This window comes from Streptomyces sp. NPDC018693 (assembly GCF_044391385.1).
Taxonomy (GTDB): domain Bacteria; phylum Actinomycetota; class Actinomycetes; order Streptomycetales; family Streptomycetaceae; genus Streptomyces.
In genome coordinates, this window is the sequence record NZ_JBIRZZ010000002.1 from 804,355 (window position 1) to 825,784 (window position 21,430).

At 68.2% G+C, this 21,430-nt stretch carries 18 protein-coding genes and 1 tRNA gene; 6 read left to right on the forward strand and 13 right to left on the reverse strand.

The window, feature by feature from the left end; genetic code table 11:
* The first annotated feature begins 162 nt into the window (after positions 1–162).
* Positions 163–1,230 carry a glucose-1-phosphate thymidylyltransferase gene (locus tag ACH5AC_RS08160; RefSeq protein ID WP_398860860.1) on the forward strand — a complete coding sequence of 356 codons (1,068 nt, stop codon included), beginning with the start codon at positions 163–165 and terminating at the stop codon, positions 1,228–1,230.
* The gene (gene rfbB / locus ACH5AC_RS08165) at positions 1,227–2,210 is read left to right on the forward strand and encodes a dTDP-glucose 4,6-dehydratase (protein ID WP_398860861.1); all 984 of its coding nucleotides are present in this window, start codon (positions 1,227–1,229) and stop codon (positions 2,208–2,210) included. The genes ACH5AC_RS08160 and rfbB overlap by 4 nt, the downstream gene beginning before the upstream one ends.
* Positions 2,211–2,269: 59 nt before the next feature.
* On the opposite strand, the gene ACH5AC_RS08170 is transcribed toward rfbB, so the two are convergent.
* Together ACH5AC_RS08170 and ACH5AC_RS08175 are read right to left on the reverse strand one after the other, a co-directional pair.
* Positions 2,270–3,640 (reverse strand): NDP-hexose 2,3-dehydratase family protein, encoded by a 1,371-nt coding sequence (locus ACH5AC_RS08170; protein WP_398860862.1) that lies wholly within the window; start codon positions 3,638–3,640, stop codon positions 2,270–2,272.
* Positions 3,641–3,677: 37 nt separating this feature from the next.
* Positions 3,678–4,910, reverse strand: a complete 1,233-nt coding sequence (locus ACH5AC_RS08175; protein ID WP_398860863.1) for a nucleotide disphospho-sugar-binding domain-containing protein — start codon at positions 4,908–4,910, stop codon at positions 3,678–3,680.
* A gap of 195 nt (positions 4,911–5,105) precedes the next feature.
* On the opposite strand from ACH5AC_RS08175, the gene ACH5AC_RS08180 reads away from it, so the two are divergent.
* Together ACH5AC_RS08180 and ACH5AC_RS08185 are read left to right on the forward strand one after the other, a co-directional pair.
* Positions 5,106–5,852 carry an FkbM family methyltransferase gene (locus ACH5AC_RS08180; protein ID WP_398860864.1) on the forward strand — a complete coding sequence of 249 codons (747 nt, stop codon included), beginning with the start codon at positions 5,106–5,108 and terminating at the stop codon, positions 5,850–5,852.
* A 119-nt stretch (positions 5,853–5,971) separates the two neighbouring features.
* A complete protein-coding gene (locus ACH5AC_RS08185) occupies positions 5,972–6,112 on the forward strand; it encodes a hypothetical protein (protein ID WP_398860865.1) in 141 nt (46 codons plus the stop codon).
* Between the two features lie 674 nt (positions 6,113–6,786).
* Here the strand turns inward: ACH5AC_RS08185 and ACH5AC_RS08190 are convergent.
* The 6 genes from ACH5AC_RS08190 to ACH5AC_RS08215 form a co-directional block, all read right to left on the reverse strand.
* The gene (locus tag ACH5AC_RS08190; protein ID WP_039657652.1) at positions 6,787–7,212 is read right to left on the reverse strand and encodes a PIN domain-containing protein; all 426 of its coding nucleotides are present in this window, start codon (positions 7,210–7,212) and stop codon (positions 6,787–6,789) included.
* Entirely contained in the window at positions 7,209–7,487 is a 279-nt protein-coding gene (locus ACH5AC_RS08195) for a CopG family transcriptional regulator (RefSeq protein ID WP_039657654.1), read from the reverse strand. Before ACH5AC_RS08195 ends, ACH5AC_RS08190 begins: the two co-directional genes overlap by 4 nt.
* A 64-nt stretch (positions 7,488–7,551) precedes the next feature.
* Positions 7,552–8,445, reverse strand: coding sequence for a phosphorothioated DNA-binding restriction endonuclease (locus ACH5AC_RS08200; RefSeq protein WP_141594967.1), 894 nt, complete (start codon positions 8,443–8,445; stop codon positions 7,552–7,554).
* A 125-nt stretch (positions 8,446–8,570) separates the two neighbouring features.
* Positions 8,571–11,114, reverse strand: coding sequence for an ATP/GTP-binding protein (locus ACH5AC_RS08205; RefSeq protein WP_398860866.1), 2,544 nt, complete (start codon positions 11,112–11,114; stop codon positions 8,571–8,573).
* Between the two features lie 280 nt (positions 11,115–11,394).
* Positions 11,395–12,638 (reverse strand): IS3 family transposase gene (locus tag ACH5AC_RS08210; protein ID WP_398860867.1). Its coding sequence is split into 2 segments (ribosomal slippage): positions 11,395–12,356 and positions 12,356–12,638, totalling 1,245 coding nucleotides; the frame shifts between segments, so codons are not numbered across the junction.
* Between the two features lie 207 nt (positions 12,639–12,845).
* On the reverse strand, positions 12,846–13,334 hold the full coding sequence (locus ACH5AC_RS08215; RefSeq protein ID WP_237313526.1) for a hypothetical protein: 489 nt from the start codon (positions 13,332–13,334) through the stop codon (positions 12,846–12,848).
* A gap of 132 nt (positions 13,335–13,466) precedes the next feature.
* On the opposite strand from ACH5AC_RS08215, the gene ACH5AC_RS08220 reads away from it, so the two are divergent.
* Complete coding sequence (locus ACH5AC_RS08220) at positions 13,467–14,309, forward strand: PE-PGRS family protein (protein WP_398860868.1); 843 nt, start codon at positions 13,467–13,469, stop codon at positions 14,307–14,309.
* Here the strand turns inward: ACH5AC_RS08220 and ACH5AC_RS08225 are convergent.
* The 4 genes from ACH5AC_RS08225 to ACH5AC_RS08240 all read right to left on the reverse strand — a co-directional run bounded on the left by ACH5AC_RS08225 (position 14,239) and on the right by ACH5AC_RS08240 (position 18,148).
* A complete protein-coding gene (locus tag ACH5AC_RS08225) occupies positions 14,239–15,873 on the reverse strand; it encodes a PE-PGRS family protein (protein ID WP_398860869.1) in 1,635 nt (544 codons plus the stop codon). The genes ACH5AC_RS08220 and ACH5AC_RS08225 overlap by 71 nt on opposite strands.
* Positions 15,874–16,110: 237 nt before the next feature.
* Positions 16,111–16,184 (reverse strand) — tRNA-Pro (locus ACH5AC_RS08230).
* Between the two features lie 33 nt (positions 16,185–16,217).
* Entirely contained in the window at positions 16,218–17,006 is a 789-nt protein-coding gene (locus ACH5AC_RS08235) for a Pr6Pr family membrane protein (RefSeq protein WP_398860870.1), read from the reverse strand.
* A gap of 194 nt (positions 17,007–17,200) precedes the next feature.
* Positions 17,201–18,148, reverse strand: coding sequence for a metallophosphoesterase (locus ACH5AC_RS08240; protein ID WP_398860871.1), 948 nt, complete (start codon positions 18,146–18,148; stop codon positions 17,201–17,203).
* A gap of 75 nt (positions 18,149–18,223) precedes the next feature.
* Between ACH5AC_RS08240 and ACH5AC_RS08245 the strand changes: the two genes are divergently transcribed.
* Positions 18,224–18,688, forward strand: a complete 465-nt coding sequence (locus ACH5AC_RS08245; protein ID WP_398860872.1) for a GatB/YqeY domain-containing protein — start codon at positions 18,224–18,226, stop codon at positions 18,686–18,688.
* Positions 18,689–18,849: 161 nt separating this feature from the next.
* Here ACH5AC_RS08245 and ACH5AC_RS08250 read toward each other — a convergent pair whose 3' ends face one another.
* On the reverse strand, positions 18,850–21,159 hold the full coding sequence (locus ACH5AC_RS08250; RefSeq protein WP_398860873.1) for a transglycosylase domain-containing protein: 2,310 nt from the start codon (positions 21,157–21,159) through the stop codon (positions 18,850–18,852).
* Positions 21,160–21,430 lie beyond the last annotated feature (271 nt).

Here is a 21,430-nt window from a genome sequence, read left to right on the forward strand (position 1 = left end):
TCGATCGCCTTGAACCCGGCTTGAAACGTGCCATCGCCGCCGCACGCGTACCAGGGGCCGGCATTCCGGTGTACCTCTGCCACGGCTCGACCTGACCTGCAGCGGCGGCGCTCACGCTGCGGACGGAAGAAGACCGGTGCCATCTGCTCTGGAGGCTCGCACATGAAGGCGCTCGTACTGTCCGGCGGGTCCGGGACCCGGCTGCGCCCCATCACCCACACATCGGCCAAACAGCTGGTGCCGGTGGCCAACAAACCCGTTCTCTTCTACGGCCTGGAGGCGATCGCCGACGCCGGCATCACCGACGTCGGTGTCGTCGTGGGCGACACCGCCGAGGAGATCACCGAGGCCGTCGGGGACGGCTCCCGCTTCGGCCTCGACATCACCTACATCCGCCAGGACGCGCCGCTGGGCCTGGCGCACGCGGTCGTCGTCGCGCGGGACTTCCTCGGCGACGACGACTTCGTGATGTACCTCGGCGACAACTTCATCGTCGGAGGCATCACCGGTCTGGTGGACGAGTTCCGCACGGAGCGGCCTGACGCGAGCATCCTGCTGACCCGGGTGCAGGACCCACGCGCGTTCGGTGTGGCGGAGTTGGACGCGGACGGCCGGGTGGTCTCGCTGGTCGAGAAGCCGGAGTTCCCCAAGAGCGACCTCGCCCTGGTCGGCGTCTATCTCTTCTCTCCCGCCGTCCACGAGGCCGTACGATCCATCCGGCCCTCGGGGCGCGGCGAGCTGGAGATCACCCACGCCATCCAGTGGCTCCTCGACCAGGGCCAGGACGTGCGGTCGACCATGGTCTCGGGGTACTGGAAGGACACCGGCAACGTCGCCGACATGCTGGAGGTCAACCGCTCGGTCCTGGAGACGGTGGAGCCGAGCATGTCCGGGACCGTCGACGCCGGAAGCGAGATCATCGGCCGGGTCCGGATCGAGGAAGGCGCGACGGTCAGCGGCAGCCGCGTGGTCGGCCCGGCGGTCATCGGAGCCGGTGCCGTGATCAGCGGCTCGTACGTCGGTCCCTTCACCTCCATCTCCGAGGGGTGCCGCATCGAGGACAGCGAGGTGGAGTACTCCATCGTCCTGCGGGACTCGAGGCTCACCGGTGTCCGCCGTGTCGAGGCATCGCTGATAGGCCGGGATGTCGAGGTGACACCGGCCCCGCGCACCCCGTCCGCCCACCGCCTCGTACTCGGTGATCACAGTAAGGTGCAGATCTCCTCATGACGACCCGTCTCCTCGTGACCGGCGGGGCCGGATTCATCGGCTCCCACTACGTCCGCACGCTGCTCGGCCCCGACGGGCCGGGCGACGTCTCCGTGACGGTGCTGGACAAGCTCACCTACGCGGGCAACCTCGCCAACCTGGACGAGGTGCGCGCGCATCCCCGCTTCTCCTTCGTCCAGGGCGACATCTGCGACGCCGCGACGGTCGAGCAGCTGACGGCCGCGCACAACCAGGTGGTCCACTTCGCGGCCGAGTCCCATGTGGACCATTCCATCGACGGCGGCGGGCAGTTCGTGCACACCAACGTGTTGGGCACGCACATCCTGGTCGACGCCGCGCACCGGACGGGCATCGAGCGGTTCGTGCACATCTCCACCGACGAGGTGTACGGCTCGATCGAGTCCGGCTCCTGGCCCGAGACCGATCCGCTGCGGCCCAACTCCGTCTACTCCGCGTCGAAGGCGTCCAGCGACCTGGTGGCACTCGCCTACCACCGCACCCACGGCCTGGACGTCCGGGTGACCCGCTGCTCCAACAACTACGGCCACCACCAGTTCCCCGAGAAGCTCATCCCGCTCTTCGTCACGCATCTGCTGCAGGGCAGGAAGGTGCCGCTCTACGGTGACGGCGGCAACGTCCGCGACTGGCTGCACATCGACGACCACATCCGGGGCATCGAACTCGTGCGCACCGGCGGCCGGGCCGGCGAGGTGTACAACATCGGCGGCGGCGAGGAACTCACCAACAACGAGATCACCGGCATGCTGTTGAAGGCGCTCGACGCCGACTGGGACTCCAGCGTGGAGTATGTCGCCGACCGCAAAGGCCACGACCGCCGTTACTCGGTCGACTGGACCAAGATCCGTACAGAGCTCGGATACGCCCCGCTCGTACCGTTCGACGAGGGCCTGGCCGCCACGGTGCGCTGGTACCGCGATCACCGTGCCTGGTGGGAACCGCTGAAGGCCGCCACGGTCTGACGGGACCGGTACGACAGCGCCCGGCCGGGGGAGCCCCGGCCGGGCGCTTTTGCCTGCCCCTACGCCGCGTTCCGCAGCACCGGAGCGCGCAGGTCGGCGAAATTGAGGAGGGTCAGGAGGCTTCTGGCCTCCACATTGATGTAGTTGCCGTAGCGGACGAATTCGGTCAGCTGGCGGAGCGTCATCCACGCGTAGTTCGGCCGGGCCTCGGTGGGGAAGTCGTCGTCGGCCTCGACGAGCATGTACCGGTTCTGCGCATGGTAGAAGCGGCCGCCCTCCTCCGAATGGACGGACTCGAAGCGGATCCGCTCGGGGGGAGCGTTGACCACGTCGTCCAGGTAGACGGGCCGCGCGCCATTGAGCGGGTAGTTGGCCGGCTGGCAGTGGACCGTCGGCGCCAGCTCGATCACGTCGCCGGCCCCGGTCTCGGTCCGCGCCTGCACCAGCAGGTGCATCACACCGTTGAGGCGCTTGGCCAGGAAGGCGATGACCCCCTCGCTGCGCGGCTGGAGCATCACCTGGGACCAACTGGCCACTTCCCGGCTGCTGGCACTGACGTCCACCCCCACCACGGTGAAGTGCTTGCCGCCGTCGTGGGCGATGACACCTTCGGCTCTCGACCAGCCGTCCACGTCCGCCAGGGGGATGCGCCGCCGGGTCAGGGAGGACCGGCACTTGGTGTCGGTGAACCAGCTCAGCAGCTCCGCCGTGTCGCGGTACGGCTCCGCATCCGGCCGCCACGAGCGGTTCAGCGCGTCCCGGAAGCCGCCGCCGTCGTGTGCGGGGCCGGTCAGCCGGAACGGGGTCGCGCCGGAGAGCACGGTCCGGGTGTCCATGTTGACCAGGTTGTCGACGGTGAGCAGTTCGCTGATCTGGGCGGCGGTCAGCCAGCAGAAGTCGTCGAGGAGTTCGATCTCCTCGTCGACCTCGATGACCATGTTGCGGTTGCGTTTGCCCAGGAACCAGGATGCCTGCTCGGACTGGAGTGCGTCGTGCAGCACGCGCCCGCCATGCGGGGCGATGAAGTGCTCCAGGTAGGGGACCGGCTTGCCCCCGTGCACCCGGGTGTAGTTGCTCTTCGTCGCCTGCACGGTGGGAGAGAGCTGGACCAGGTTGACGTTGCCCGGCTCCATCTTGGCCTGGAGCAGGAAGTGCGGGACGCCGTGGAACCTCTTGACCAGGATCCCGAGGATCCCGTACTCGGGCTGAACGATGATCGGCTGCTGCCAGGCGTCGACCTCACGGCCCGCGTCCCGCACGTCCAGGCCCTCGACGGAGAAGAAGCGGCCGCTGCGATGGACCAGGTTTCCGGTGCCCCGCTCGAACCGCCAGCCGTCGAGCCGGTCGAGCGGCACCCGGGACACCTGGTACTCGTGCGCCCGGCAGCGGACGGCGAACCAGTTGTTGAAGTCTGCCGTTGTGGAGAACAAGTCGAGCTCCTAAGTGCTGATCCGAGCCGGACAGTGGCTAGCGGAGAGCCAGTTGCCGCACGAGTCGGTCGATCACCGATGCGGGGCTGGGCTGGGTCGCCATCTCCGCGCCGATCGCCCGTGCCGTGTCAGCGAACGCGGTCTCCTCGAGCAGGCGGCGCACCAGCTGCCGTACCTGCGTCAGCTCGATGTCGGCGAAAGGCAGCGACAGACCGGCCTTGCAGTCGATCACCCGCTGCGCCACCAGGGGGTTGTCGGCGCCCTCGGGCAGGATCAGCTGCGGCACGCCGTAGTGCAGCGCGGCGGCCGTGGTGCCCGAGCCGCCGTGGTGCACGATCAGCGAGCAGGTGCCCAGGAAGGCGGACAGGGGGAGATATCCGGGCAACACGACATTGTCGGGCAGCGTCCCCAGAGCCGACACGTCGGTCGAGTGGTCCGCGAGGATCACCTCGGCGTCCAGTTCCCCCAGCGCCTGCATCAGGATCTTGAGTTTGCTGCCGTCGGACATGAGCGGGATGACGGTGCCGAGGGTCAGGCAGATCCTCGGCCGCTCCGGTCGGCGCAGCGCCCAGTCGGGCACCAGCGCGCCGCCGTTGTACGGGATGTAGCGCATCGGCCACCAGGGAGCGCCGCCGTCGCGGTCCGGGGCGTCCGCCGTCAGGCCGCCCAGGCTCGGCGCCCGCGGGTCGATCCTGGCGATCAGATCGGGCTGTCGGTGTCCGATGCCCAGCCGCTCGCGCAGCCCGGCGATGAGCGGCGAGTCCTGCGGGATGACCCCGGTACGGTGGTTCTGCGCGCCGCTGGCCGTGACGTCCTCGTCCCGCATCGACCACGAGACGCGGTTGCCGACCTCAAGGGCCGGCACGCCCAGGGCCGCGGCCGCCAGCATCCCCGCGGCATGGTCGGACGGGTACACCACGAGGTCCGCCCCGAAGCTGCGGCCGGCCTGGATGGTGCCCTCCGTCATGGCCAGTGTGAACAGATCGAACGGGCGCATCGCACCGGCCAGCTCCCAGTACCCGGGCGGAAGGCCGTCTCCGGCCTCCTCGGCCGTCGGGGCCTTCCCCTTGGAGCCCAGCAGCAGGTCGGCGCCGACATCGCGGGCCGGGAAGACGTCCACCGTCGGGAGCCCCGACTCGGCGGCGGCCTTGGTCACATAGGCGGTGGTCGCGAGCAGTACCTCATGGCCGGCTGCCCGGGCAGCCCATGCCAACGGGACGACCGGGAGCAGCAGCCCGTATCCGGGTGCGGCAGGAAAGAGGATTCTCATGGCCCGGATGCTGCCACAGAAAAGCATGAGCGGTCTCGCGGAATTTCACCGGCAACCGCTCATTTCGGGAATGCGCAGCCAGGACTCAAGCGGGCCGCGAGCGGCACTCCACTATTCGCGTGGGAATATCTCTGAGCGGGGCGGGCCGTTGTTGGCTGGCCAACGCTCCGGACCCAACGGAAGGAGACCACAGCCATGGGCCTGCATCTCATCGAACTGGAAGAGGGATTCTCCTGCTATGCCAGCGGGGAGTTCGAAGCCCGTTTCATCTACCAGGAGATATTCAAGGACAATAACTACGAGCATTCGGGTCTCCCCGAGGCACCGTTCGTCATCGACGTGGGGGCGAACATAGGGCTGTTCTCCCTTTACATGAAGCAAAAGTATCCGGCGGCCCGGGTCATCGCCTTCGAGCCCGCACCGGAGAACCGCCAGGCGTTGCGGCAGAACCTGGAACTGCACCAGATCGACGACGTGACGGTGCACCCGTACGCCGTCGGCTCCGAGGCATGTGAGGCCACCTTCACCTATTACCCGGCAATGCCTGGCAACTCAACCCTTCACCCGGAGGAGAAGGCATTGCAGAAGCACCTGATGGGTGAACGTCTCGGTGAGGAGGTGGCCACCGACTTGTTCCAGGCCACGACGATCACGGTGAAGGTGGATCGACTGTCCCACTTCCTTGCGGAGCACCACCCGGAGGCCACGGTCGTCGACCTGCTCAAGATCGACGTCGAGGGAGCGGAGCTGGATGTACTGCGCGGAATCGATGACGTGGACTGGGTGAAGGTGCGGAACGTCCTGCTGGAGGTGGACAACTCGGCCGGCGCACTCGCCCAGGTCGAGTCCCTGCTGCGCGACAAGGGTTTCTCGGTGGTCAGCGAACCCGTACCCATGATGTGGGAGGAACTGGAGCTCTACTACGTCACCGCCCACCGCTGACGCCTTCATGCCATGGCCCCGGCCAGGTTCTGGCAGATGACGAGGCGGAGTCCAGGCCGGCACCGAGGACGACGCCCTGCAGCGCGTCTTCGACGCCCGGGTTCGTCCGGCGCCGAGGGGTGGCGGACGCGGGAGCCCTGGAACTCGGCCGCCTCGATGAGACGGCGCCTCCTATCGGCGCGGACGCCGCCGCGCCCTCCGCCGCCGTGATCGTCTCACTCGTGGGGGTGCGGTCCGCAGCGACCATGGACAAGTACTGAGGACCAACTACCGCAACTCCAAGCAAATCCCGGAGGCCGCGCTCGCCGTCGTGTCCGACGGCACCTTGCGGTACGCCAGGCCGTCGCGGCGTCCACCTGACGTACCCCCGAAGCCGGGCATACCGCCGAGCCAAGGGAATCGAGTTCCACGTCTGGCCCCGGAGCACGTATCCGGCAGGCTCTTCCGGCTCATGGACTGCGAGCTGTACTCGCTGCGCGTCATCACCTGGACGTTGGCTTGGTTGCGCAAGGTGACGATGGAACCACTCAGGGGCCCGACCTGCACTGCGGATCAGGCCCCTGACCTGGTGTTTCGGCTGTCGGAGCGGCAGGATTTGAACCCACGACCTCTTCGTCCCGAATGAGGATCGGTTAATGATCTTTCCTGCCTGGATCGTGTCTGCGCAGGTCAGGTGGGTGGTCCCGCTTGGTCTCGGGTGGTGTGGATGGGGCATCGGGAGCAGGGCGGCTCCCAGATGGCTCCCAAGGGTGCTGCTGCCTGGATGGTGCTGGAGAGTCAGCCCTGCGACCCGAAGGCAATCCACCGGCCACCAGTGCCAGGAAGCCGAGTCGGCCACTCTATTCGCCGTCCGCTGCCTGGCGTCGGAGACTGCCGATGTGGTCCGGACAAAGTACGCGATGGCTTCGCGGGCGCTGGAGAGGCGCGGGTCGGGTCACACCTTCTTGACGACGATCGTGTCCGGGACCAGCTTCTCCAGGTCGTCGACGTCCGAGGTGAAGACGGTGACCTGTCCCCTCTGCTGTCGCGCGATGACGGCGAGCACGGCATCGATCGCGTACTTGTGGCCGTGCAACTTGGCGTCGGCCAGAAGTCGACGCGCCTGGCGGGCCTCGTCCTTCCCGATGTCGACGACCTGGAGCCGGGACAGTACCCAGTCCCAGCGCTGCTCGGTCGTTCTGCCGTCGTACGCCTCGACCAGTGTCATCGGGGACGTCACCACTTCGGCCTCCCCGCGTGCCGCGAGGTCGAGCCAGGCGATCATCTTCCGGTCGCCGCGTACCGCAAGGGACAGGGCTTCACAGTCCAGTACGAAGACGCGGAGGGGGCGCTGTCCGTGCTCACCGGCTCGCTTCTTCACGCAGCCTCTCCGGCGTTGTGCTTTCCGGCGGTTCGACGCCGCTCGTGTTCGGCGTCGAGTTCGTCCAGCTCGACGAGCGCTGCCGCATGCTCGTCCTCGGTGATGGGGCCGTGCTCTTCCTGCAACCAGTCGACCAGTTCCAGGAGCCGGTCCCGGTCACGCTTGAAGCGCAGCGCCTCGGCGACATACGCCGACAGGCCCCGCTCTGCCGCGTCCGCGCGGATCTCGTCCAGGAGATCCTCGGGAATCGTCACGGTTACCTTCTTCGTCGCCATACAAGAGACCATACTCCCGGTATCGCACTCCTTACCAGCGGGTCACGTGATAGGCGCTCGGCGATCAGGCGGCCGGGGCGGGGCGTGGGCTGCCGTGGAAGACCTGGCTGGTGTGCCAGGAGCGGTGGACCGCCGCGACGGGACTGGCACCCGGTTGAGGTCCGATGAGCGGGCGGCCGGCGAGCGCTATGACGTGCTCGCGGGCGGCGGGACTGTGGCCGACGAAGCGCTGCGAGACCAGGATGCGGTGACTGTCACCGATGCCGAGGACGCCCTTGTCGAAGAGCTTGTGGTGCAGCGAGCACAGGCACAGGCCGTTGTCGACGTCGTCAGGGCCGTCGAACGCCCACCAGCGCACATGCGCGGCCTCCAGCCCGACCGGCACCGCGCCGATCCTGCCGTCGTAGCCGCAGAAGGCGCACTGGTACTCGTATGCCGTCAGGACCTGCTCCCGCATCCGGGGATCCCGCCGCCCGCGCACGGCCGAGAACTGTTCGCTCTCCGTCGGCTCCAGCTCCAGGCCGACGGCTTCGCACAGGTCGCCGTGGAGCGAGGGCGGGAAGTTCAGGTCGAGCAGGACCCGTGCCATCCGGCCGAGCAACGACGGCTCGCGCCGCAGCGCCGCCCGTAGTTCCGGCGTCAGCCGCCCTGCGGCTCCGATCTCCCGCAGCTCCCGCACGCCACTGCCGGGGCTGCCCGGTCCGCGATCGGTGCGCACCTCCCACACGCCGTCGCTCACCAGATGGTGGAACGGGTAGGCGGGCGTCGTTCTGTTGGGCGGACCGTACTCGGCCAGCAGCCGTCTGAGGTCGTCCTCCACCGCGCTGTACCGCAGTTCACCGTCGGCGTCCCGCTGGAAACGCCCGAGCGCGTACAGGAACAGCAGCGGCTTGTGCGGAGCGCGGGTCCCGCTTCTGCTCCACTGCCTCAGCTTCGCGGCACGCTCCAGCCAGTCCATGACCGGCGATCGTAGTGGCGTTGGGGTGCGGTGGTTTCGAGGGGGCATGGGGAGCGGGTCGACTCCCAGATGGCGCCCGGACACCGTGGGGTCACTGGCTTCGTGTCGACGTTGCCTGTTGCGGCCTAACGAGTCGTGCCGAGGCGACTGCGACGGGTCTCAACCAGGTGCCGCCATCGTTCGCGCGTCTGTCGTTCTCCGTCGATCCACCGAGCTCGCGCGGTGTGCTCGGGGAACGGAAGGCCGGCCATGAAGTGCGCGATCTCGACGTAGTAGGCGTAGTCGCCGCTCTGCGTGAGTTCGCGTAGGCGGGTGATCGCGTCGACGAGGACGTCCTGGGCGTCGAGAACGGCGTGGTGGAAGCACAGGGCCAGTTGCAGTTTCGCCGCGGCGTAGGAAATACCGGAGACACCGATCTCGGCGAGCAGCACGGCCGCCCGGTCGGGCACGTCCGCGTCGAACCCGGCGTCGCGTACGAGTGCGGCGATGCAAGCGGTCATTTCGCTTGAGCGCAGGCTGAGGGGCGACAGCAGCCGGTCCGCCAGGTCGAGTTCATCGTCGGCGCGGAGCGGGTCGGCGAAGGAGACGGCGAAGGCGAGATGCGCCTGGACCATGGCGGTCTCACCGACCGCACCGTGCTCTTCGGCCTCGCTCCTGGCCGCCAGGTAGGCGGCGGTCGCCCGCTCCATGTCCCCCTGCACCCACCACACGTCTCCCAGCACCCGATGATGCCGCCCCTCCCAGCCCAGCCTCCCCGCGGCCTCCACCGCCGTCGGGAAATCTCCGGACAGTCGGCTCAGGTGTGCCAGGCCGCGTCGAGCGGCGGAAGCGAGCCGACCGTCGGCGGAAGCGACGCGCTGCATGCCGCGCCGCGAATCATCGGTCAGGCCGAGGTCCCGCTGGGCCTTCGCCAGGTAGTACGTGGCCAGTTCGACCAGGTCATCCGGGAGCAGCTGCGATGCAAGGACGGCAGAGAGCCGACCGGCTGTGCGTTCACGGTGTTCGTGCTGGCGCCTGGCGATGGCGCTGAGTGTTTCCACCAGGGCGTCCGCCGCAGTCTGCAGGCCGTCCGACGACCTGGCATCGGCTGCGGGAAGTGCCAGCGGTTCCCAGATGGAGTCCCCTACGTACTGGAATGCGGCATCGGCGAGCCAGCCGAGATCGAGACGGAAGTCCCGTGCGAGGAGCAGCCCTTGCTGGAGACAGCCGACCAGCACGGCGCGGTCGCGTCGCAGGTCCTGGCGCCACTGGGATTCCAGGGCATGGAAGGCGCGCTGGGCCGCGCGCTGCCAGTCCTGGTCCGACCAGCGGTCGTCACTGCCGTCGTCCGCGTTGCGAATAGCGGCGCGGATCAAGTCGTGGACATGGAAGGGCCATACACCGGAGGAGGACTCCCGGATGAAGGGGCGCTCGGTCAGCCGTAGGGCGGGCGCGTCGTGGTCCATACCGGCGACCTGGGTGGCCAGAGGAACAGAGAACGCGTCGAGCAGGCTGACCGAGCGGAGCACGTGGCGTTCCTCGGCGGTCAGGTCGCTGAGGGTACGGGCGATCAGGGCGGGGAAGTCGTGGTCGAAGTCGGTGACCTGTGGCTGCCTGCCACTGCGCCGAAGTTCCAGGTAGCGCATGACCGACAGGTCCAGGTACAGGGGTAGCCCGTGGGAGCGCTCGGCGATGATCCGGCGGACCGGTTCGTCGATCAGCGGCTGCCCGTCGCGGCTGAGCCTGCGGGCCAGATAGTCCTCGCAGTCTTCGGAGGAGAAGTCGCCGATCAGGATCTGGCGGCCGGATACGCCTGACCCGCTATTTGCTGCGTCGGAGACGAGGCCGGGCCAAGCGTTCGGCCCGGTCCAGTCGAGTTGTCCTTCCAGGCTCGTTTCCGCCCACTGGAGGCGGTTGCGTCCGGTGACGACGAAGAACGCGTTGGGCATCAGCCACACGATGCGCTGGAGCAGTCGCTCGAAGTCGCGGTGGGTGCGGTCGCCGGTGTCCTCGAAGGTGTCCAGCAGGATCACGGGTAGTGCGCTCTTGTCGGCCGGAAGTTGGGCCAGGTCCCAGGCGAGCAAGTGCGGGTAGAAGCTGAGGGCGTCCAGGTCGGGCTCGGCTTCCAGGAGGTCGGCCAGGCGCGAGCAGCCGGTGAGGGCGCGTACGGACTGGCGCCGCTCGCGTAACGCCTTGATGAGCGCGCCGGCCCCATGGCCGAGTGCGCCCCCGACGGTGCCGGGCAGGAGCAGCGCCTGGGCCACGTCGCTGAGGGCCGACTGCATCTGCTGCGGCAGGGCGGCAGCGGCGCTGAAGCGGCTCAGCAGCCCGCCCCGGCGCAGGTAGTCCTCGATCGGTTCGCCCGGGTGGTTGTGCTCCCAGTAGCGGCGCAGGGCGAGGTCGAAGGCGGGCATCGGCCGGCCGAGCGCGGCGACGGCAAGTCGGATGGTGAGGATGACGCGTTCGAAGTCCATGCCCGCAGCGCGCGCGAGGTCGATGCGGACCGGCAGCGTCCGCTCCTCGGGGTGGGACGGCGATTCCCATTGCACAGGACGGTGCTCGCTGCTGGCGAGCGACGCCTCGATCTTGCGGGAGAGCGTGGACTTGCCGATACCGCCCACACCGTGGAACACCAGGATGTTGCGGCGGGGAGCCTCCAGGTCCTCCACGTCGAAGTCCGCACGGGTCATGTGCCGTATGTGCTCAGCGAGGCCGGCGGTCACCGCTTGCCACTGTGCCTGCCGGTTCGTGAACGCCTCACTGGCGGCGATGCTCCGGTCGTTCGAGCTGAACAGCGTTCGAAGGTCCCGCCCTGCCACCGCTCCCCCTGACGATCAACTGGAGCCAATCTATGCTCCTTTGAGGGCAGCCTGGCAAGCCCGCACTCAGGCAGGGTGTGCAGGTCACATCCGGCACGTGGCAGTGAACCGCTCCGGGGCTGATTGAACCGCTCCGGGATCGGTGGAGGCTCTATGCGTTGACTCCAGCCGCCGGTTGGGGCTGGTGTTGAGCGTAGTGGTTGGTCTCGTACTCGTGGGGTGGGAGGTTTCCGATCGCGCTGTGGAGCCGTTGGTTGTTGAACCAGTCGACCCATTCTGCAGTGCCGAGTTCGACGTCGGCGAGGCCGTGCCAGGGCTTGCGGGGCTTGATCAGCTCTGCTTTGTAGAGGCCGATCTGGGACTCCATGAGCGCGTTGTCCAGGGCATCACCGACGGTGCCGACCGAGGCGTCGATGCCGGCCTCCAGGAGATGCGCGGTGAACGCGAAAGACGTGTACTGACTGCCTGCATCCGAATGATGAACCAGCCCCGGTCCAGCGGGGGTTCCCGCGCGGTCGCGGCGCCACAAGGCCATGTCGAGGGCGTCGAGGACGAGCTTGGCCCGCTTGCTGGTGGCCGCTGACCAGCCCCCGATCGCCCGGGAGAAGACGTCCACGACGAACGCGACGTAGACGATCCCCGACCAGGTGGCCACGTAGGTGAAGTCGGCGACCCACCTCTCGTTCGGCCGGGACGCGGTGAAGTCGCGCCTGAGCAGATCAGCTGCCCGTTCGTGCCCGTCGTCGCGCACGGTGGTGCGGATCTTCCTGCCGCGACGGGCGCCTTCCAGCCTCAGCTCGTGCATCAGCCGGGCGACCGTGCAGCGGGCCACGGGTATGCCCTCACGGTGCAGCTGCCGCCAGACCTTCCGCACTCCGTAGACGCCGTAGTTGTCGGCGTGGACCCGGCTGATGTGCGCCCTTAGCTCCGCATCCCGCACCGCGCGGGCGCTGGGAGCACGGTTCTTGGCGGCGTAGTAGGTGCTCGTTGCGATCTTCAGTCCGTGGTCGGACAACACACGGCAGATCGGCTCGACCCCGAACACCTGCTTGAACTCGTCGATGAACGCTACGAGCGCCTGGACGGCCGGTCGAGCTCGGCCGCGAAGAAAGCCGACGCCGCCTTCAATATCTCGTTGGCCCGCCGCAGTTCGGCGTTCTCGGCCCGCAGCCGCTTGATCTCCGCGGCCTCCTCAGACGTCGTGCCGGGCCGCTGACCGGCGTCCACCTCCGCCTTGCGGACCCACGTCCGCACCGTTTCCGCTGCTCCGATACCCAGCTTCGCCGCGACTGCCTTCATCGCGGCCCACTCGGTCGGATAGTTCGGATGAACCTCCGCGACCATGCGCACCGCACGCTCACGAAGCTCAGCAGGGTAGGGGGACGGACGTGCCATGACTCGATCTTCTCAGGGAATCGAGCCTCCATCAGACCCGGAGCGGTTCACTCTTCGGCGATCTACCCCATGCCCGTCCTCTGTTGTGGTTGGCATGCCTTGCTCCCTGCTGATGTACGAGAGACCTGTGCTACTCGACGTTAGCGGCAGGGTCTGACAACGGACTCAGCTGACGAGCTCTCCACGGCCACGGTGCTCAAGGTCCTCTTACCCATCCGCCGCTGGCGCCCGGCTGACGATGTCGGACAGAGGTCCGCGGTAGGTGGTGCCGAGCTTGCTCACCACGCCCAGGGTGGGACCGGGCCCATTCTTCATGCGGCTCACGTAGTTTTCGGGCAGCAGTACTCGGTCGCCGACCTCAAGTGGTGTGCTCCCTCGCCAGCGGTAGGCGTATCCGCCTATGTCCACGACCTGGTGGCCGCCGATCTCGTAAACGCGCCTCGCGTCGTCCAGCTGCTCCTCGAGCTCTTTGACGCGCTGCTCCAAACGCTCGATCCGGGATCTGGAGTAGCTTGCGCTGCTCTCGCTGCCGGACTTGTAGCCTTCGCTCCACCCGCGTCGGTGGGCCTCGGCCACGGCTTTGTCCTGCTCCGTTGCATGCGTGCCGCAGGCCACGTCCGAGCCCGATATCCGGACCTTGCATGGGTTCCCGGAGCGGGTCGGGCGCCCACAGGTGCGGTTGTGCTGATCTGTCATGTGGGATCCCCTTGGGAGAAGCTGACCGTGATCCTCTCTCAGGTTAGCCCCCGAGGGGACGACAGAAATCAGACATACCTCGGATCTGTTGATTGGTGCGTGGCGGTGCCGTCGACCTGGCTCAATGGATGCATGGAGACCGGGGAACGCTGGGCGTATCGGGCCACGCCGAAGGAACTGGGTGGCGCGGTGCGCCAGGTCGAGATTGTCCGGGTCCGCGGTTCTGGAAGATCAGGGAACATCCATGTGCGGTTCCTGGATGGTGATGAAGCTGGCCTGCAGGAGTGGGTGAGCCCCAGCTGCCTGATGGCCTCGTGGAATGACGTTGACTCCTTCAGAGCGGATGACACGGCGGAGCTGGCGCTGGCCGAGACGTCGAGGGAGGTCCGGGGCAGTACGGAGTTCGAGGCCGCCCGCATGATCCTCGGCTTCGTCCGTCCGAAGAACAGGCTGCGCCTGCGCCGAACGGTGGCTGACGCCGGGGTCCTGGAGCTGATCCGCCTCGATGAGACGGCACCGCTCATCGGCATGGACACGGCTGAACTCCGCAGTGACGCCATGGTCTACGAGAACCGCCACGGCATGTGCCTGGCCGGGTGGCCGGTCACCGAGCGCGTTGCCCGCCAGGTCGCCGGCCGCCTCGCCGACGAGATCCTTCCGGAGGTGGACCGCAAGCAGCAGGGCATCGAGCAGGAGCGTGCCCAGTCCTCCTGGTACTCCTACAGTCGGCGGGACGACCGGAAGCTGGACGCAGACGCAGCTGTCTTGCGAACCGTCCGGGCCTGGTGCGGCGAAGACAAGGCCGACCGCTACGACGAGTTGGTCGCTCTGCGTGCCGAGGTCATCAGGCTCGGGGAGCTCGTCGAGAAGGCGGTCAAGGCCCTACGCGACCGAGGTCACGGTGTCATCGCCTCCACCATTGAGCGCGACCTTGGCGTCCATATCGCCACCCTTGATCCTGATGTGCGTCGATGACGCCGCGCCATGGGTCCTGCTCCGGCTTGGGAGGCGCTGGCTGTGCAGGAGGCTTCTCCTTCTCCGGCCGGTCCGGGTGCCACCCGTCGAGGAACGGCCGGAGCTGCTTTTTCGTCGGCTCCGCGTGGAAGTCGCGGGTGGCCAGGCCCTGGCCGTTCGTGGTGGGGTCGAGTTGATCGGCCTCCGCGTTTCCCCAAGCCGACCACTCACGCAGCCTCTCAGCTTCGCGGGCATCTTCCGACGCGGCGGCGACTTCATCCAGCGCGGCGCAGAACGCCCGGATCTCACCTGCGGCCCGCCACTGTTCCAGGGCTGTGCCGAAGTGCTCGGCCCGTACCGCGTGAACCGCCTGGACCGAAGCCGCACTTACCGCGGCCTCCCACTGCCGCCGCTCGCGCTCCTCCCGCTCCGCCGCCAGCCGCCGGCGCTCGGCCTCCTGGCGCTCACGCTCCTCTCGCAGACGCCGCTGCTCCGCCTCTCGTTCTAGCCGGGCCCGCTCCTGCTCCTCCGCGCGTGCCTTCAACGCCCGGAAGATTGAAGCGATCTGCTCCTCCAACGGCTTCTTCGCCGTGTCGGCCCATTCCTTCTTCCAGCCGTAGCTGTAGCCCGATTTCTCGCTGACCAGCAGCTCCAGTTCGCCGGACGGCTCGGACTTGTGGGCCGGCGTGACCCGCTGCCAGTCGTACGTGCGTCGGCCCGGCTGCTTGGGGACGTACCGGACCTGCTTCTGCCGCTCACGGAAGCCGACCTCGTACGTCCTGCCGTGGACAGTGAGCAGCGGCCTCGGCTGCCTGCGCTTCTTGGACACTGCGATCTCGCCGTACCGCGCGAGTGCCTGATCGGCGAGGAGCCGGATCAGAGCGAGCACCCTCGGCAGAACCTCCTCGGAGATCTCGAAGGCGCTGTGGTCCTTGGTAACAGCGGCGAGCACGTCCTCGACGTCGGTGATCACACGGCTGCGCGCCAGGCGGATCCGGTTCCACTCGGTGTCGTCCTCACCGGTCACCCGGAGCAGGCCGAGGAAGAAGTCTCCCTTCGCCCGACCGCTGTACTTCAGGTGGTACCCGTCGGGCGCACACTGCCGCGCCGCGTCGAACGCCCTGCGGTAACGGGCCCGCTCCTCGTCGCTGGGGTTCGGGATCCTGAGGAACCGCCCAGCCTGCTGTACTTCCGCGATCAAAGCGGCGCCGACTTCCGCCGGCGACGGCTGTGGGGGCTTGGCCGCGCGCTGCGGCGCTGGCTTCGTCGTGGACGGGGCTGCGGCTTGCTTCTGTGGTGAAGGGGTCGCTCGTGCCCGTTGCTCGGAACCCGCCAACCGCTGCTTGCGCTGGGCTGGCTCCGGGCGGTCAGGGTGATGGCCGTGCTCCAGATAGAAGCGCCCCGCGTCGGTGATCTCCGCCCGCCATTTCCCACCCTGTTTGGGCATGGTGATCAGGCGCCGCTCCTTGAGCGCGCGGGCGGTAAGAGCAAGCTCGGGGCTGTCCGACGTGACAGGGTCGGTTCCGTCGCCGATGCGGGTGAGGAGTGCGAGCTGCCGGTCATTTAACGGAGACCATGGGTGCATGGCGATCGTCGTACCGTCCGTGGGCTCCCCGGCACAAGCCGTGGGGAAGGGCTCTCCCGGGGTGCACCCGGCGCACAACGCGCTCGAAGGCCGAACGCCCCTCGCTGGGAGCCGCCGGGAGCCGCATCCCGAAGATCACACCCAGTTGGCTCCCAAATGGCTCCCAAAACGGGGCCGCACAGCAAATCAGGCCCGGTGCTGATCTCTCAGCACCCGGCCTGACCTGGTGTTTCTCTGTCGGGGTGGCGGGATTTGAACCCACGACCTCTTCGTCCCGAACGAAGCGCGCTGCCAAGCTGCGCTACACCCCGATGTCGCTGCTTGTCGCGGCGACGTCGTTAACTTTAGCCCACTGGAGGCTGGAGGCGAAATCCGGTTTTCCAGCGGTGGCGGAGTGGGTTCGGGCGGACGCGGTCGAGGGCGGCGAGGAGGATGGCGAGGGTGTAGAGGGCGAGGCCGAGGAGGAGGGCGTTGGCGAGGGTGTTCTTGTAGCCGTCGGTGTCGACGTCGAGGAAGGGGTAGAGGTAGCGGGTGGGGGAGCCCGGGGTGATCAGTTCGGCTCGGGTGAGGGTGAAGGCCAGGTAGGCCAGGGGGTAGAGGAGCCAGGGGGCTGCTTGGCGCAGGCGTAGGCGGCCGGAGGGGGTCAGGAGGAGCCAGTCGAGCGTTGCCGCTGCCGGGACCGCTGTGTGGAGGAGGACGTTCGGGAGGGCGTGCCAGCCGGTGGGGGGAGCGCCGCCCGGGTTCGTGATCGAGAACGGGGGGCTCGTGTCCGCCAGGAGCAGGTGGTACGCCAGGGCCGAGGCCATGGAGTAGAGGAGTGCCGCGCCGGTGACGGCGGCGGAGAGGGGTTTGCGGGCTGTCCACGCTCGGCGTGCCGACGCGGCCGTCGCCAGGGCCAGCAGGATGGCGCTCTGGACGGAGAAGTGGCTGAGGACCTGGAGGGGGCTGCCCAGGAGAAGGGCCAGGGTCACGCCGGCCGCGGCGACTGCCGCGATCAGCAGGCGCAGGATTGCGGCCAGTGTGCGGCGTACGGGGGTCACCACCGCGGCCGCGGGGACGGCCGAGGGCAGGAGCGCGTGCGTGCGCGGGATCGCCGGTAGCTCCGGGATGTCCCTGGGTATCGGGGCGGTCATGCCCCCAAGCTAGGCAAATTGGGTGTATCGGGCCATGTGGGTGGGGCTGTATGGGTTAGCCCGTCGGCTTGGTCGCCGTGAGAGCGTGGGCACCTGCCGACTTGGCTGCCCTTCGGCAGCACTAGGCAGCACTACGGCAGATTCGGCCACCGGCGGACCCGGTCCACAGCCGCCCCGGTCCGCCGCCGCCCGCCTCACCGTCCCGCGCCGGCCCCCTGCTCCCCTGCCACCAGCGTCAGCAGTGTCGCCTCCGGGGGGCACGCGAAACGTACCGGCGTGTAGCGGTTGGTGCCGCAGCCCGCCGAGACGTGGAGGTACGACGTCCTGCCCTCGGCCGTGTGGGTCGACAGGCCCTTCACCCGGTCCGTGTCCAGGTCGCAGTTGGTGACGAGCGCGCCGTAGAAGGGGATGCACAGCTGACCGCCGTGGGTGTGGCCGGCCAGGACCAGGGGGTAGCCGTCCGCCGTGAAGGCGTCGAGCGTGCGCAGGTACGGCGCGTGCACCACGCCCATCGAGAAGTCCGCCGAGGCCGACGGGCCGCCGGAGACCCGCTCGTAGCGGTCCCGCTTGATGTGCGGGTCGTCCAGGCCCGTCATCTCGACCGACACGCCCTCGACCTTCAGCACACCCCTGGTGTTCGTGAGGTTCAGCCAGCCGGCCGCGTCGAAGGCGTCGCGCAGGTCCTCCCAGGGGTTGTGGACCACCCCTACGGCCGGCGGGTTGCCGTTCAGGCCGTGGCGGCCGCTGAGCTTCTCCAGCAGATAGCGGGCCGGGTTGCGCATCATGGGGCCGTAGTAGTCGTTCGAGCCGAAGACGTACGCCCCGGGGAACTCCATCAGCGGGCCCAGCGCGTCCAGCGTCTCCGGGATGCCCTCCGGGTCCGACAGGTTGTCGCCGGTGTTGATCACGAAGTCGGGGCGCAGACCGGCCAGTGAGCGCAGCCAGCGCTGCTTCTTGCGCTGCCCGCTCACCATGTGGATGTCGGAGACCTGCAGGACACGCAGGGGCCGCATGCCGGAGGGGAGGACGGGGACCGTCACTCTTCGGAGCCGGAACGAGCGGGCCTCGAAGCCCGCCGAGTAGAGCAGTCCGGCGGCGCCGACCGCCGCGATTCCAAGGGGCACTCCGTATCGCGCGTGCATACACACATCGTGTCAGACCCGCGGCCCCGTAAATGAACGGGCGTCGGTCCGTACGCACCTGCGACAATCAACGCCATGACCACGCTCAAGTCGAAGCTGCAGGAAGACCTCAACGCCGCGATCAAGGAGCGCGACGAGCTCCGCTCCTCGACGCTCCGGCTGACGCTCGCCGCGATCACCAAGGAGGAGGTCGCGGGCAAGGAGAAGCGCGAGCTCTCCGACGACGAGGTGCAGAAGGTGATCACCCGCGAGGCGAAGAAGCGCCGTGAGGCCGCCGAGGCGTTCGCCCAGGGCGGGCGCGCCGAGCAGGCCGAGCGGGAGAAGGCGGAGGGTGAGGTGCTCGCCGCGTACCTGCCCAAGCAGCTGTCCGACGAGGAGCTGGAGCAGATCGTCACCCAGGCCGTGGAGGAGGCGAAGGCCGCCGGGGCCGAGGGGCCGCGGGCCATGGGTGCCGTCATGAAGATCGTGAACCCGAAGGTGGCCGGCCAGGCCGAGGGCGGCCGCGTCGCCGCCACCGTCAAGAAGCTCCTCGCGGGCTGATCTACGGTTCAGCAGCTGCGGGTCCGTCACCGCGCGACCATCAACAAGGACGACAAAGGGCGACAGAACAAAGAACGGCCCCCGCCTCCCAGGCAGGGGCCGTTCCTCATGCTCGCCCGGTCCGGCGTGCTCAGCCGGACCGGCTCACCCCGGTGGCACGCTCAGTCGCGCCCACCCGAGCCGTTCCCTCCGTCGCCCTGCCCGCGGATCCAGCCCTCGGGGATGGTGATGTCCGGGCTCGGGGAGCCGGTGTCGCCGCCGGTGGTCGTGCCGGTGGTGGCGCCGGTCGAGGCACCGCCGGTGAAGAGGCCGCCGATGAATCCGTCGCCGTTGCCCCCGTCGTCGTTCCCGCGGCCCCGGCCGCGGTCCCGGTCCTCGTCCTTCTCCTTGTCCTCCTGGACGGGGTCGGGGATGTAGATCCGGTTGAAGCGCGCGGCGTCCTTGCCGACGAGGGCGCCGGTCATGGCGTCCTTCCAGATCGGGCCGGGAGTGTCACCGCCGTAGACCTGCCCGTGGTACTGGCCGCCGATGTAGATGTTGGTCATCTCGACCTCCTGGCTGGCGCTGCCCACCCAGACCGCGCCGGAGAGGTTCGGGGTGTAGCCGACGAACCAGGCGTTCTTGCGGGAGTCGGTGGTACCGGTCTTGCCCGCGTTGTCGCGGTCGCTCAGGCCGGCCGCCCGGCCCGTACCGGAGTCGATCACGCCGCTGAGCAGGGAGTTGACGGTGTCCGCGGTCTGCTCGCTCATCGCGCGCGAGCAGGTCGACTTCGGCACCTCCAGCGACTTCTTCTGACCGTCCACGGTCTGGATGATCGACTCGATGGCGATCGGGGTGCAGTACATGCCGCGGTTGGCGAAGGCGGCGTAGGCGCTGGCCATCCTCAGGGGCGAGATGCCGTTCGAGCCGAGGGTCAGCGCGGACGGGGACACCGGGAGCTTCTTGCCGTTGCCCTGGACCACGCCCAGCTTGTCGGTCATGTTCACCACGGGGCACATGCCGATGTCTTCCAGCATCTGCACGAAGTACGTGTTGACCGACATGGCCATGGCGTCCTTCAGCGGATACGGGCCGACCTCGGACTTGCTCTCGTTCTCCAGCTTGTCGCCCTGGTTGCGCCAGACCTTGCCGTCGCACATCCGTACGGTGTCGGGGTAGGGCATCGAGTACGGCGAGGCGTACGTCTGGGTCGGCGGGCGACCCTCCTCCAGCGCGGCCGCGGCCAGGAACGGCTTGAACGTCGAACCGGTCGGGAAGCCGAAGTTGGAGCCGCCCATCGCGTAGTCGACCGAGTAGTTGATCTCGGTCTCGTTCTTGCCGTAGCCGTACGGCTTGGACTGGCCCATGCCGAGGATCTTGCCGGTGCCGGGCTCGACCAGGGTCACGGCCGCGGCGACCTTGTCGCTCTTGTAGACGTGGTCCTTGATGGACTCCTCGACGGACTCCTGGGCCTGCGGGTCGAGGGTGGTCTTGATCGTCAGGCCGCCCTGGTTCCAGATCTTGGCCCGCTCCTCGCGGGTCTTGCCGAAGACCGGGTCGCTGAGGAAGACCTTCTCGACGTACTTGCAGAAGAAACTGGCGCCGTCGACGGCGGTGATGCAGCCGTTCTTCGGCTGGGTGACCTTCAGGCCCAGCGGGGTCTTCTTCGCGGCGTCGGCCTCCGCCTGGGAGATGTCGCCGACCTCGGCCATGCGCTGGATCACGACATTGCGCCGCAGGGTGGCCTGCTTGGGGTCGTTGATCGGGTCGTAGACGCTGGGGGACTGCACGATGCCCGCCAGCAGCGCCGCCTCCTGCAACTTCAGGTCCTTGGCGTGCTTGGAGAAGTAGCGCTGGGAGGCCGCCTCGACGCCGTAGGACTGCTCGCCGAAGAAGGTGATGTTCAGGTAGTTCTCGAGGATCTTCTTCTTGCCCAGCTCCTCCTCGACCTGGATCGCGTACTTCAGTTCGGCGATCTTGCGGCCGAGGGTCTGCTGGGTGGCCTGGGCGACCTTCGTCGGGTCGTCGCCGGCCTCCTCGACGAAGACGTTCTTCACGTACTGCTGGGTGAGCGTGGAGGCGCCCTCGCTGACGCCGCCGCTCTGCGCGTTCCTGTTCAGGGCGCGCAGGATGCCCTTGAGGTCCACCGCGCCGTGCTCGTAGAAGCGGGAGTCCTCGATGGCGACGATCGCCTTCTGCATGTACGGCGAGATGTCCTTGAGGGCGACGACCGTGCGGTTTCGGGAGTAGACCGTGGCGATCTGGTTGCCCTTGGCGTCCAGGATGGTGGTGCGCTGGCTGAGGGGTGGCGTCTTGAGGTTGGCCGGGAGTTCGTCGAACGACTCCACCGACCCCTTCGCGGCCAGGCCCAGCGCGCCCACGGCGGGCAGCGCGAGACCGGCCAGCAACGCTCCCGCGAGCACACTGACACCGAGGAACTTGGCGGCCTGCTGCGTCGCCGACAGACCACCGCCCGAGCGCTTCTTTGGCATGAGGGCAGCCTACGTTCTCATTCGCCGGACACGCGTATATGCCTTGGCCTAAGCTGCTCTCGACTGTCACAGCAGCAGGGCTACGTATCAATACGTCCGGCGACCCCGAATCGTTCCGGAGGTTCCCCACTTTTTTGGTGGGGGCGTGCCCGAATCCGCCTCGTGTGTCATCCGGCGTCCGTTGTGACGGAGCGGAGACACAACAGAACTGTCCTGGTTTGCCGGGATGGTCGCGCATGTCGCGGGCTCACTCCCCCGGGTGATCTGCCGC

What these genes read in the sequence shown, in the direction of transcription:
- ACH5AC_RS08250 (WP_398860873.1), bottom strand. Translation starts at nt 21,159, where the DNA reads ATGCCAAAGAAGCGCTCGGGCGGTGGTCTGTCGGCGACGCAGCAGGCC.
- ACH5AC_RS08200 (WP_141594967.1), bottom strand. Translation starts at nt 8,445, where the DNA reads ATGGACTGGCTGGAGCGTGCCGCGAAGCTGAGGCAGTGGAGCAGAAGC.
- ACH5AC_RS08180 (WP_398860864.1), top strand. Translation starts at nt 5,106, where the DNA reads ATGGGCCTGCATCTCATCGAACTGGAAGAGGGATTCTCCTGCTATGCC.
- rfbB (WP_398860861.1), top strand. Translation starts at nt 1,227, where the DNA reads ATGACGACCCGTCTCCTCGTGACCGGCGGGGCCGGATTCATCGGCTCC.
- ACH5AC_RS08195 (WP_039657654.1), bottom strand. Translation starts at nt 7,487, where the DNA reads ATGGCGACGAAGAAGGTAACCGTGACGATTCCCGAGGATCTCCTGGAC.
- ACH5AC_RS08240 (WP_398860871.1), bottom strand. Translation starts at nt 18,148, where the DNA reads ATGCACGCGCGATACGGAGTGCCCCTTGGAATCGCGGCGGTCGGCGCC.
- ACH5AC_RS08220 (WP_398860868.1), top strand. Translation starts at nt 13,467, where the DNA reads ATGGAGACCGGGGAACGCTGGGCGTATCGGGCCACGCCGAAGGAACTG.
- ACH5AC_RS08175 (WP_398860863.1), bottom strand. Translation starts at nt 4,910, where the DNA reads ATGAGAATCCTCTTTCCTGCCGCACCCGGATACGGGCTGCTGCTCCCG.
- ACH5AC_RS08215 (WP_237313526.1), bottom strand. Translation starts at nt 13,334, where the DNA reads ATGACAGATCAGCACAACCGCACCTGTGGGCGCCCGACCCGCTCCGGG.
- ACH5AC_RS08205 (WP_398860866.1), bottom strand. Translation starts at nt 11,114, where the DNA reads ATGACCCGTGCGGACTTCGACGTGGAGGACCTGGAGGCTCCCCGCCGC.
- ACH5AC_RS08235 (WP_398860870.1), bottom strand. Translation starts at nt 17,006, where the DNA reads ATGACCGCCCCGATACCCAGGGACATCCCGGAGCTACCGGCGATCCCG.
- ACH5AC_RS08245 (WP_398860872.1), top strand. Translation starts at nt 18,224, where the DNA reads ATGACCACGCTCAAGTCGAAGCTGCAGGAAGACCTCAACGCCGCGATC.
- ACH5AC_RS08225 (WP_398860869.1), bottom strand. Translation starts at nt 15,873, where the DNA reads ATGCACCCATGGTCTCCGTTAAATGACCGGCAGCTCGCACTCCTCACC.
- ACH5AC_RS08160 (WP_398860860.1), top strand. Translation starts at nt 163, where the DNA reads ATGAAGGCGCTCGTACTGTCCGGCGGGTCCGGGACCCGGCTGCGCCCC.